This is a genomic window from Thioclava sp. F1Mire-8 (assembly GCF_002213165.1).
Lineage (GTDB): Bacteria > Pseudomonadota > Alphaproteobacteria > Rhodobacterales > Rhodobacteraceae > Thioclava > Thioclava nitratireducens.
Map to the genome: position 1 here is coordinate 259,333 of NZ_NBNY01000003.1, position 11,375 is coordinate 270,707.

The 11,375-nt window shown below is 62.9% G+C and carries 12 protein-coding genes and 1 tRNA gene; 2 read left to right on the plus strand and 11 right to left on the minus strand.

What is annotated here, in order from left to right; all coding sequences use genetic code 11:
* Position 1 precedes the first annotated feature (1 nt).
* The 3 genes from B6V75_RS12680 to B6V75_RS12690 are packed head-to-tail and all read right to left on the minus strand — an operon-like array spanning position 2 to position 3,224.
* The gene (locus B6V75_RS12680; RefSeq protein ID WP_088720045.1) at positions 2 to 1,165 is read right to left on the minus strand and encodes a cyclopropane-fatty-acyl-phospholipid synthase family protein; all 1,164 of its coding nucleotides are present in this window, start codon (positions 1,163 to 1,165) and stop codon (positions 2 to 4) included.
* Complete coding sequence (locus B6V75_RS12685) at positions 1,165 to 1,917, minus strand: DUF1365 domain-containing protein (protein ID WP_088719930.1); 753 nt, start codon at positions 1,915 to 1,917, stop codon at positions 1,165 to 1,167. Before B6V75_RS12685 ends, B6V75_RS12680 begins: the two co-directional genes overlap by 1 nt.
* Entirely contained in the window at positions 1,914 to 3,224 is a 1,311-nt protein-coding gene (locus B6V75_RS12690) for an FAD-dependent oxidoreductase (RefSeq protein WP_088719931.1), read from the minus strand. Before B6V75_RS12690 ends, B6V75_RS12685 begins: the two co-directional genes overlap by 4 nt.
* A 190-nt stretch (positions 3,225 to 3,414) precedes the next feature.
* Between B6V75_RS12690 and B6V75_RS12695 the strand changes: the two genes are divergently transcribed.
* Together B6V75_RS12695 and B6V75_RS12700 are read left to right on the plus strand one after the other, a co-directional pair.
* Positions 3,415 to 4,002: a sigma-70 family RNA polymerase sigma factor gene (locus B6V75_RS12695; protein WP_075775156.1), complete on the plus strand. Its 588-nt coding sequence runs from the start codon at positions 3,415 to 3,417 to the stop codon at positions 4,000 to 4,002.
* On the plus strand, positions 3,999 to 4,637 hold the full coding sequence (locus tag B6V75_RS12700; RefSeq protein ID WP_075775155.1) for a ChrR family anti-sigma-E factor: 639 nt from the start codon (positions 3,999 to 4,001) through the stop codon (positions 4,635 to 4,637). Before B6V75_RS12695 ends, B6V75_RS12700 begins: the two co-directional genes overlap by 4 nt.
* 4 nt (positions 4,638 to 4,641) lie before the next feature.
* Here B6V75_RS12700 and B6V75_RS12705 read toward each other — a convergent pair whose 3' ends face one another.
* The 8 genes from B6V75_RS12705 to leuB all read right to left on the minus strand — a co-directional run bounded on the left by B6V75_RS12705 (position 4,642) and on the right by leuB (position 11,298).
* On the minus strand, positions 4,642 to 5,550 hold the full coding sequence (locus tag B6V75_RS12705; protein WP_088719932.1) for a glycosyltransferase: 909 nt from the start codon (positions 5,548 to 5,550) through the stop codon (positions 4,642 to 4,644).
* Between the two features lie 6 nt (positions 5,551 to 5,556).
* Positions 5,557 to 6,426: a glucose-1-phosphate thymidylyltransferase RfbA gene (rfbA, locus tag B6V75_RS12710; protein ID WP_088719933.1), complete on the minus strand. Its 870-nt coding sequence runs from the start codon at positions 6,424 to 6,426 to the stop codon at positions 5,557 to 5,559.
* Positions 6,423 to 7,268 (minus strand): dTDP-4-dehydrorhamnose reductase, encoded by an 846-nt coding sequence (gene rfbD, locus B6V75_RS12715; protein ID WP_088719934.1) that lies wholly within the window; start codon positions 7,266 to 7,268, stop codon positions 6,423 to 6,425. Before rfbD ends, rfbA begins: the two co-directional genes overlap by 4 nt.
* Positions 7,265 to 8,302, minus strand: a complete 1,038-nt coding sequence (gene rfbB, locus B6V75_RS12720) for a dTDP-glucose 4,6-dehydratase (protein WP_088719935.1) — start codon at positions 8,300 to 8,302, stop codon at positions 7,265 to 7,267. The genes rfbD and rfbB overlap by 4 nt, the downstream gene beginning before the upstream one ends.
* Positions 8,299 to 8,871 carry a dTDP-4-dehydrorhamnose 3,5-epimerase gene (rfbC, locus tag B6V75_RS12725; RefSeq protein WP_168174477.1) on the minus strand — a complete coding sequence of 191 codons (573 nt, stop codon included), beginning with the start codon at positions 8,869 to 8,871 and terminating at the stop codon, positions 8,299 to 8,301. The genes rfbB and rfbC overlap by 4 nt, the downstream gene beginning before the upstream one ends.
* A gap of 98 nt (positions 8,872 to 8,969) precedes the next feature.
* Positions 8,970 to 9,046 (minus strand) — tRNA-Pro (locus tag B6V75_RS12730).
* A 52-nt stretch (positions 9,047 to 9,098) separates the two neighbouring features.
* A complete protein-coding gene (locus tag B6V75_RS12735; protein WP_075776754.1) occupies positions 9,099 to 10,076 on the minus strand; it encodes a DMT family transporter in 978 nt (325 codons plus the stop codon).
* 118 nt (positions 10,077 to 10,194) lie between these two features.
* A complete protein-coding gene (leuB, locus tag B6V75_RS12740; RefSeq protein ID WP_075776753.1) occupies positions 10,195 to 11,298 on the minus strand; it encodes a 3-isopropylmalate dehydrogenase in 1,104 nt (367 codons plus the stop codon).
* Positions 11,299 to 11,375: the final 77 nt, after the last annotated feature.

Consider the following 11,375-nt stretch of genomic DNA (forward strand, 5'->3'; position numbering starts at 1 on the left):
GTTACGCCCTCGCATGTGCCAGTTGCACCTGAACGACATCGGTATGGCCGACCGCGAAAGCCGCCGCGCAGGCTTCGAGATAGTAGGCCCAGTTGCGCAGGAATTCCGGGCCAAAGCCCAGCTCGGCAGCCCGCGCGCTGCGCTCTTTCAAGCGGGCGGCCCATTGCCGGCAGGTTTCGGCATAGTCCTGCCCGAAAGCGAAGCTGTCCTTCACCGCCAGGCCCGCCTTCGCCGCCTGATCCCGGATCACGCCGTCCGACAGGAGCATCCCGCCGGGGAAGGTGTATTGCCGGATGAAATCCGAGGTCTGGCGATATTTCGGAAAGTAGGAATCAGACACTGTTATGGCCTGAATCATTGCCGAACCGCCTTCCGCCAGCCGCTCTTTCAGAGTACGGAAATAGTTCGGCCAGTAGCGCTCTCCGACCGCTTCGATCATCTCGATGGAGACGATATGATCGAACTGCCCCGGCGTACGGCGATAGTCCTGAAGCCGGATATCCGCGCGCCCGTCGAGCCGCGCATCGGCATAGCCTTTCTGACTGGGCGAGATCGTGATGCCGGTGACGTGGCGCCCCTGCTCGGCCGCGCGTTCGGCGAAATGTCCCCAGCCGCAGCCGATCTCCAGCACCTGCTCCCCCTCACCCATCCGGTCGAGAATGCGATCGAGCTTGCGGTTTTGGGCCCGATGCAGATCGCTGTCGCCCGGCGCGAAAAGCGCCGACGAATAGCTCATCCCTTCATCGAGCCAGAGTTGATAAAACTCATTTCCGACATCGTAATGCGCCCGAATGTTGCGCGAAGCGCCACGCAGCGAATTGGCCCGCATCAACCGGTCGATCAGGCGGAATTTCAGGTTCGACCAGAAGCCCGCATAGGCATAGCCGTCGACCACATCGAGGTTCTTCAGCGCGAGAGAAAGAAGCGCCTCGATCGAGGAGGTCTCCCATAGCCCCGCAATATAGGCCTCGCCCAGGCCGACATCGCCGCGAGACGCCATCGCCACCACGGCTTGCCAGTCGCGGATTTCCATATCGGCCTGCGGCTCTCCGTGACCAAAGCGGCGAGCGGTGCCGTCGGGCAGGCGCAAATAGAGCGTCCCATGCTCGATCTTCTCGCATGTGGCGAGGAATTCGCTGCGGATGCGGTTGGTCAGGGAAGGCATCATTGGCTGATCTCCTCGGTCGGGGGTGTGGGCCGCGGCAGGTAGCGGGCGCCTTTGAGCTTGAGCCGCAGGGCCTGCCAGTAGATCAGGCCGAGCGTGCGGATTGGGGTGAGCGGACGGCGCAGCGCCATCCCGAGAAGTGCCGCCGAGGTGAGTGGACGCCGGTCGGTCACGAGAGTCGCAACCACGCCTTCCTCTCCATTTCGGTGGTCGATGCTGATGCGGATATGTTCCGTCCGGATATCGAAGCGGAAGCGATACTCGCCCGCGATCGTCTGGAAGGGGGAAACATGGAAGATCTTCGCGGCGTGAAGCTCGGTTTCCGCAGAAATAGGGTCGAAATCTGGGGTGGCGCAGAGATAGGAGTGCCGATCACCGAAAGTGTTGTTCACCTCCGCGATAACGGCGCGCAGGTCGTTTTGCGCATCATAGGCCAGCCAGAAATTCACAGGGTTGAACCCCGCCCCGAGAATTTTCGGTTGGGTCAGAAGGCGGAGCTTCGCGATCTCCGGCGCACCGAGCCGAGAGAGCTGCTTGCGGACCCACTCCGCGCCTTCCCCATAATGAGGCGTCCCACCATAGTCCTTGTCCTGCACCGTCGCGAGGTTGCGCCCACGTCGTGAGAATACTCTTGGCCAGGGGCCCCGCGAATCCGGATCGATCAGCACGTAATCGACGTGATAGCGGAACTGGTGGGCAATCGCGCCCCGCCGCGCATGGACCGTGTGACCGGGACAGAATTCGCCACTCATGCGGGCACCTTCTCGAACTTGATCTGCGGCTGCGCCCCGCGATTGAGCTCGCGCGCAACCCGAACCGCCGAGGCGAACCCGTCCTCGTGGAAGCCATGACGTAGCCACGCCCCTGCAAACCAGGTCCGATTCAGACCCTGTATCGCCTGGATTTCGCCCTGCGCCCGCAACGCCGCGCGGTCGAAGACCGGGTGCCAGAAGACCTCGTGGTCGTAGATCTTTTCCTCGGCAATTGGTGTGTCGGGGTTCAGTGTGACAAAGAGCGGATCGCGCTCGGGGATGTTCTGCAACTTGTTCATCCAATAGGTCACACCAAGCCGCGTCTCGCTCGCACGGGTCTGCGCCTGGTAGACCCAGCTCGACCAACAAGCGCGCCGACGCGGCATCTGCGCCTCGTCGCGATGAAGATATACATCGTTTGGCTGATAGCGGACCGCCGAAAGCGCGGCCTGCTCCTGCGGGGTCGGCTTGGCCAGCAGCTTGAGCGCCTGATCGGAATGGGTGGCGATGATCACCTGGTCGAACTGATCCGGAAGGGCCTTTTCCGCCAGAATGGCCACCGAATTTCGCTCCCGCTTGATCGCGGTGACCGGGGTACCGGTGCGGAATTCGACGCCACGCAGACGCAAGGCCGCCTCCAGCCGCTTTACATATTCGATCGACCCGCCCGAGACTGTCCACCACTGATGCTGACCGGTCGCCGACAACAGCGCATGGTTCTCGAAGAAGCGCAGCAGGCTTTTCGCGGGAAACGCGCCGATCTGATCGGCGGGCGTGGACCAGATCGCCCCGCAAATCGGCAACAGGTAATAGCGCCGGAACCAGTCGCCTAAGTTCAACTCGTTCAGCAGGCCGTCGATCGTCACGTCGTCACTCTGCGCGACCGAGACGGCTTTCGCATTGAACTTCGCGATATCCGCGACCATCCGCAGAAAGCCCGGCCGGGCGAGGTTGCGCTTTTGCGCCACAAGGCTGTTCAGATCGCGCAGCGCATATTCGATGCGGCCTTGATCGATCGTCACGCCAAAGCTCATGTCGGATTTCTCGACGGGCACGTCGAGCTCGGAGAACAGGCGCGTCAGATGGGGATAATTCGCGTAGTTGAAGACGATGAAACCGGTATCGACCGGCTGATCGCCGTTGCGCCCCGCGACGATCGTCCGCGAATGCCCACCGAGCCGCGGCTCCGCCTCGTAGACGGTAACGCGGTTCTGCGGCGCGAGTTGCCACGCCGCGGCCAGACCGGAAATCCCCGAGCCGATGATCGCGATGCGTTGCGCCTGTGGATGCACGGCATCAAATGACATTCGAATTCTCCCAAGCTCTTGAAGGCTTAACGGTGCATATTACCGTTTGGATCAGAAGTTTTTTCGCGACTCATGTGAACCAGATTCCCATAAGCTGCGTATCGGTCACATGCTGAGAGATGCGACCATCAACTTCGACACCACGGGGACCCCGCCAATCGCGGCGGGACATACCTTTGCCGGGAAGAGTATGGACGACAAGAATTCAGCGAAACCGACGCCAGAGGCGGCATGCGAGCAGACCGACTGGCTCGTCGCCGTTCGTGACAGGCGTGACAAAATGGCCTTCGCGCGGCTTTACGATCACTTCTCGCCGCGACTGAAGGGGATGCTGGTGCGCTCTGGCATGTCGCAGGCGGCGGCGGAGGATGTGGTGCAGGACGTGATGCTCACGATCTGGCGCAAGGCTCATCTTTACGACGAGACGCGGGCGCGCGCCTCGGCATGGATCTACCGAATTGCGCGCAATCGGCAGATCGATGTGATCCGAAGACGGCCCCGGCCCGTTCCAGACGAGCTGGTCGCCGAAGCGGAAACGCGGGAAACCCGAGAAGCCGACGCGGCGATCGGGTTGGAACAGGAAGCGGCGCAGCTGCGTGAAGCGATCAAGGCTCTGCCCGAAGCGCAGCGCGACATTATCGAGCGGGCCTACGTGGGGGAACTCACACAGGCCGAAATACGCGAGGCAACAGGCCTCGCACTTGGGACGATCAAATCGCGGATCCGGCTCGCGCTGGAGAAGCTTAGACACGAGTTAAGGGATCTGAGAGACGAATGACGGAGATTACGCATCATTTGCCCGATTGGTTGGTTCGGTCTTACGCGACCGGCTCGCTGGGTCATGCGTTTTCGCTGGTCGTCGCGGCGCATGTGAGCCAGTGTGACGAGTGTCGCGCACGGCTTGAAGCAGAGGAACTGGCAGGCGGGCTGGTTCTGGACGAGCTTGAAGGCATGGCGCCGAGCGACGATTTGCGGCGACGTGTGTTTGATGGGCTGGACGACGACGATGTGATCGTCGCGGCGCAACCCGCGCGCGCAGGAATCTATCCGGGCGCCGTGGTCGAGGCGATGGGCGCGGACAACCCGCGCTGGCGTGCCTTGGGCGGCGGCATCAAGCAGGCCATCCTGAGCGAGGACAAAGAGGGGTCGGCCCGGCTTCTCTACATCCCGCCAGGAATGGCGGTGCCCGATCATACCCATGGCGGCCTGGAACTGACCATGGTTCTGCAGGGCTCCTTCTCGGACGAAACCGGGCGCTTTGGCGTGGGCGATGTGGAAGTGGCGGATGACGATCTCGACCACACGCCGATCGCGGGGATGGAAGATGTCTGCATCTGCCTCGCCGCGACCGATGCGCCGCTGAAGTTCAAGGGGCTCCTGCCGCGCCTACTGCAGCCGATTTTCCGGATTTGAGACCCTAAATCAGGCGAAACACGGCCCCAATCCAAAGGGCAAGCGTAGCCGCCCGGCTTTGGCGATAGAGCCTCAGCCGGGCGGCCTCTTTCATTCGGGTCGAAAAACCTGCCTCGCGCATATTCAAGAAGCGGTTGAAAATGGTCCGGTTTTCGGGCGTGAACCGGTGCGCGGAGGCGGTAAGCGCCGCGCATTGGACATCGATCCAACCACGCCATTCACCCTTCAGCAGCCGCTTCAACCGAGAGAGCTTTGCACGCATCGTGAGGTTCGCACCTTCCGCGTTGTGGCCATGCTGTCGATAGAGAAGCGTAGGTTCCGCATCATAGACGACCCGGACGCCGCAGCCAGTGAACAGTTGATAAATCCACCAGTCATGGCGCGGCGCGACCTGCAATTCGCGCGCCGCAGAGATGGCGAGCTCGGCCCCGGCCGGGTTCAGGAGGATCGTGTTACCGGCCGCGATATTCTGGACCAGAGCGTTACGGAACGATGGCCGATGTGGATGTCGAGCCGAAAGGTGTTTGTTTCCCAAATTAACGTCACAGACCCATGTGCGGCTGCAATAGAGAGCAGGTTTACCCTCCTGCAAGGCCGAAATCCCCCGCGCGAGCCGATCCGGCAACCAAACATCATCCTGATCGCAGAAGGCGATGAACTCGGTCGTGGCGGGGTCCAAGCCGCTTAGAAGAGATAGGAAATTCACCCCCGCTCCTTTTTGCGGCCCGGCTACAATCCATACCTCATGGCTCCGCGCGAACTCTGCCAATAGATCGTGTGCGGCATCGCTTCGGCTGTCGTCCCCAACAATCAGCCGCCACTCAGGATGCGTCTGCGTCGCGAGGCTTTCGAGCTGATCGCGCAACTCCGGGCCCGGATCGCGTGTCGCCATCAGGATCGTGACCCGTGCCATTGACCATCACTCGATCAGGCGCAGCAGATACTCGCCATAGCTGTTCTTGCCGAACTCATTAGCGCGATCTTTCAGTTGCTCGCCACTGATCCAGCCTTTCTCGAAGGCGATTTCATCCGGCGAGCCGCTTTGCAGCCCCTGTCGCTCTTCCAGCGTTCGCACGAAGTTCCCCGCGTCGAGCAGGCTGCCATGCGTTCCGGTGTCGAGCCAGGCAAAGCCCCGGCCCATCTGCGTGACCGAGAGCGCGCCGTCATGCAGATAGGTTTCCAGAAGCGAGGTGATCTCCAACTCGCCCCGAGCGGATGGCGTGATCGTCTTGGCGCGGTCCGGAGCGGTCTCGTCGAGGAAATAGAGCCCCGTGACCGCGAATTGCGAGGGCGGTACTTCGGGCTTCTCGATGATCGCACGCACTTTGCCGCTGTCGTCGAAATCCACCACTCCGTAGCGTTCGGGATCGCGGACGCGATAGCCGAAGACGGTGCCGCCCTCTGTTGTCGCATTCGCCGCTTTCAGGATCTCGCCGAGACCCGCGCCGAAGAAGATGTTGTCGCCCAGAACCATCGCCGAAGGGCTGCCCGCGAGAAAGTCTTCAGCCAGCAGATAGGCCTGCGCGAGACCGTCGGGCGAGGGCTGGGTGATATAGGTCAGGCTCAGCCCCCATTGGCTGCCATCGCCGAGCGTGCGGATGAATTGCTCCTGATCATGCGGCGTGGTGATCACCGCAATCTCGCGAATGCCGGCCAGCATCAGGGTGGTCAGCGGGTAGTAGATCATCGGCTTGTCGTAGACCGGCAGAAGCTGCTTCGAGACGCCCATCGTGATCGGATAGAGCCGCGTGCCCGAGCCGCCCGCCAGAATGATCCCCTTGCGCGTCATATCGCCCCCAATTCGGTCAAAACCTCGTCCAATCCCGATCTCCAATCGAGTCTGTTCAGGCCGAACACGGCCAGATCGCTGCAGTCGAGCCGCGAATTGAGCGGCCGTTTCGCGGGCGTCGGATAATCGGCGGTGCGGATATCCTCCACCGTCACGTCCCGCCCGGCCCGCGCGAAGATCTCCCGCGCGAAGCCTGCCCAACTTACATCGGGAGAGCCTGAGAAATGGTAAACGCCGCTCTTCTCGGGCGCGCGCTGCAACTGCGCTGCCATCGTCAGGCAGGCCTCGGCAATCGCCTTGGCCGGAGTCGGCCCGCCGATCTGGTCGGCGACGATCGTCAGGCGATCGCGGCTCTCGGACAGGCGCAGCATCGTCTTCACGAAGTTCCCGCCATGCGCCGAGAAGACCCAGCTGGTGCGCAGGATGGCGAAGGGGCCGCCTGCGGCCCGGATCGCCTCTTCGCCTGCGAGCTTGGTGCGGCCATAGGCGCCGAGCGGAGCGGTCGGATCGGTCGGTTTGAACGGCGCTTCACCGGAGCCGTCGAAGACGTAATCGGTCGAGATGTGAACGAAGGGGATGCCAAGGTCGCGGCAGGCCTCGGCCATCGCCGCGGGCGCGTCACCGTTGACCACCTGGGCGAGCGCCTCTTCTGCTTCGGCCTTATCCACGGCGGTATAGGCGGCGGCATTGATCACCGCCTCGGGCTTGGCCACCCGGATCGCCTTTGCTGTAGCGCCGGGATCATTCAAATCGACCCTATTCCGGCCTAAGAACGCCGCATCAGGGGCGAGGCGCTGTAGCTCCTGCGCGACTTGGCCAGTCTGTCCAAAGACGAGGATCATGCCTTGCCCAACCTTTCGCCGACGCCGTGCCGCTCCAGCAGCGGGCGCCACCAATCCTCGTTCTCGAGATACCAGCGCACGGTGCGCTCGAGCCCCTCTTCGACGGTGACGCTCGGGCGCCAGCCCAGCTCCTCGCGGATGCGGGTCGGGTCGATCGCGTAGCGGGCATCGTGGCCGGGGCGGTCGGTGACGAAGGTGATCAGATCGGCATAGGGCGTCTCGCCCGGACGCAGCCTGTCGAGAATGGTGCAGATCGTTTGGACCAGTTCGAGGTTCGACCGCTCGTTCTCGCCGCCAATATTGTAGCTGCGACCCAAAGCGCCCTTCTCCAACACCAGAAGCAGCGCATCGGCGTGATCTTCCACAAAGAGCCAGTCGCGCACATTCGAGCCGTCGCCATAGATCGGCAGCGGTTTGCCCGCGAGCGCGTTCAGGATCACGACCGGGATCAGCTTTTCCGGGAAGTGATAGGGGCCGTAATTGTTCGAGCAATTGGTGAGCACCACTGGCAGGCCATAGGTCTCGTGCCAAGCGCGCACGAGATGGTCCGAGCCCGCTTTCGAGGCGGAATAGGGGCTGTTCGGGGCGTAGGGCGTCTCTTCGGTGAACTGGCCCCTGGGGCCGAGCGTGCCATAGACCTCGTCGGTGGAGATGTGGTGGAAGCGGAAACCTTCGGGGCGGCCTTCACCCTCCCAAAAGCTGCGCGCCGCTTGCAGCATGTTGTAGGTGCCCATCACGTTCGTCTCGATGAAGGCGCCGGGACCATCGATCGAGCGATCCACGTGGCTTTCGGCCGCGAGATGCATCACCGCGTCGGGCTTGTGGCGGGCGAAGATCGCCGTCAGTGCCTCGGGGTCGCGGATATCGGCCTGCTCGAACGCATAAAGCGGGCTGTCGGCGACGGGCGCGACATTCTCCAGGCAGGCGGCATAGGTCAGCGCGTCGAGGTTCACAACCTCATGGCCGCGCGAGACGGCGAGGCGGAGGACGGCGGAGCCGATGAACCCGGCGCCGCCGGTGACGAGGATCTTCATGCTGCGCCCTCCCAGGTGAAGGGGCTATTGAGCGCGGAAGACAGAGGTGCCTCGGCATCCTTGCCGGACAAAACAGGCTCTATTCCCGCGGAAAGCGGCCAGTCTATGCCCAGATCGGGATCGTCCCAGCGGATCGCACCTTCGCATTCGGGCGCGTAGTAATCCGAGCATTTGTAGACGATCTCGGTGCCCGGCTCGAGCGTCACGAACCCATGCGCAAACCCCGCCGGGATCAGCAGCTGCTTGCCGTTCTCGAAGCTCAACTCGGTGCCGAACCACTGGCCGTAGGTCGGGCTGCCTTTGCGAATATCGACGGCGACATCCCAGAGCCGCCCGCGCCCGCAGCGCACCAGTTTCGCCTGCGCGTGCGGCGGGGCCTGAAAATGCAACCCGCGCACCGTGCCCACGGCCTGGGACACCGAATGATTGTCCTGAACGAAATCGATCTCGATCCCGGCCTCGGCAAATCGCTTCGCCGAATAGCTCTCGGAGAAAAATCCACGGTGATCGCCGAATCGCTTCGGGGTGATCACCAGAACGCCGCTGAGGGGTGTTGCTTCGGCCTGCATGCGCCCTGCCTTCATTGCTTCGGGAAAGTTGTGCCAAAGCACGGGCCGAAAGGCCAGCGACATCGCCAAAAGCCAAGGAATCAGGGAAAATCGGGAAATGGTCGGAGCGAGAGGATTCGAACCTCCGACCCCCTGCTCCCGAAGCAGGTGCGCTACCAGGCTGCGCTACGCTCCGACCGTGGGCGGGGAATTAGCGGCTTGCGCGGGGTTTTGCAAGGGGGTCTTGATCAGCTTCTTGAATTGGGTGCGCGAAGGCCCAAAACGCGGCCCAGCAGCGACGAACGCGGCGCGGTCGCGGTTTCCGAACGACCCCGCGTGCGCAGCACCGGCTGGTTCGTGGAGACGCGGGTCTCGCGGATCACGATGTAGATGCCGGACAGGATCACGACGCCGGCGCCGACGAGCGTCGGGATATCCACGCTCTCGTGGAAAATGATCCAGCCGTAAAAGACCGCCCAGAGGATCTGCGAATATTGCATCGGCGCGACGATTGCGGCCTCTCCCGCGCGATAGGCGAGGATTTGCAGGAAGGACGCGGTCAGGCCGAACATCGCGATCACCGCCATCAGGCCGAGATCGGTAATCTGAAGCGGCTGCCAGACGAAAGGGAGAAGGATCGCCATGACGATCACGTTGCCCAGAAGCGGCGAGAGCAGGAGGACGACCGAACGCTCCTCCGAACCGATCTTGCGCACGATCACCGAGGCGAGGGCGCCGGTCACCGCCGCCGTCATCGCCGCGAAATGGCCCGGCGCGAGTTCCGCCTGTCCGGGGCGCACCACGATCACCACGCCGATTAGGCCGAGGATGACAGCGGCCCAGCGGTGGATACCGACCCGCTCGCCGAGGATCGGGATCGAGAAGACGGTGACCAGCAGCGGCATCGCGAAGAGAAGCGGATAGACCTGCGCCAGTGGCAGGGTCGAGAAGGCGTAGAACGCGCAGAGCCCAGTGACGACGGTGGTGACGACACGCCCCACGACCCAACCGGGATGAACCGGGCGCAGGCTGCCCTCGCGCTTGTCGTTGAGCAGGATCACCGAGAGCAGCGGGAAGGATAGAAGCGCCGCGAAGAACACGATCTGAACCGGCGAATAGGTCTGGCCAAGATGTTTGATGATGACGTCATGCGTGGCATAGATCGCCATCGATGTCAGGCCGAGCGCGGCGCCGCGCGCGTTTGATTTTCCGCCAAAATCGGGCATGGAAGGCTCCCGGTGTTATCGCTCGCATCTTGGGCGGATGTTCGGGAGTTGCAAGGCCGCGGCATGAAAAAGGCGCGAGCTTTCACCCGCGCCTTTTTCATGAGACTTTTCTCTTGGATCAGAGCGAGGCGTCGAGCGCTTCGATGATCTTGTCGCCCATCTCGGTGGTCGAGACCGGGGTGCCGCCTTCGGGGCCCATCAGGTCCGCGGTGCGCACGCCATCGGCCAGCACTTTCTCGATCGCGTTTTCCAGGCGGGTCGCCTCGTCGCCCTGATCGAAGCTGTAGCGCAACGCCATCGCGAAGCTGAGGATACAGGCGATCGGGTTGGCCTTGCCCTGCCCCGCAATATCGGGCGCGGAACCGTGAACGGGCTCGTACATCGCTTTCGGGCGACCATTCGCCATCGGCGCGCCGAGGCTCGCCGAAGGCAGCATCCCGAGCGAACCGGTCAGCATCGCCGCGCAGTCAGACAAGATGTCGCCGAACAGGTTGTCGGTGACGATCACGTCGAACTGCTTGGGCGCGCGCACGAGCTGCATCGCGCCGTTGTCCGCATACATATGGCTCAGTTCGACTTCCGGATAGTCCTGACCGACGCGGGTCACGACTTCGCGCCAGAGGATGCCCGACTCCATCACGTTGGCTTTCTCCATCGAGCAGAGCTTCTTGTTGCGCTTCATCGCCAGTTCGAACGCGGCACGGGCGGCGCGCTCGATCTCGGACTCGGTGTAGCGCTGGGTGTTGATGCCGACGCGCTCGTTGCCTTCTTCGAAGATGCCGCGCGGCTCGCCGAAATAGACGCCCGAGGTCAGTTCGCGCACGATCATGATGTCGAGGCCTGCGACCACGTCCTTCTTCAGCGAGGAGAAATCGGCGAGCGCGTCGAAGCATTGCGCGGGGCGCAGGTTCGCAAACAGGTCCATCTCTTTGCGCAGACGCAGCAGGCCGCGCTCCGGCTTCACCGAGAAGTCGAGCGTGTCGTATTTCGGGCCACCCACGGCGCCGAGCAGAACCGCGTCCACTTCCTGCGCCTTCGCCATCGTCTCATCGGCCAGCGGCACGCCGTGCTTGTCATAGGCCGCGCCGCCGACGAGGTCTTCGCTCACGTCGAAGGCGAGGTCGCGCTTGGCACCGTACCAATCGATGACTTTGCGAACCTCGGCCATGACTTCGGGGCCGATCCCGTCGCCGGGCAGGATGAGGATGGAAGGGTTGGTCATTAGGATAATCTCCCGAGAAAACAGGGTCTCGAAGGGGGTATCCCCTGCCCGCCCCCTGGTCAAGCGGCACAGGTCGC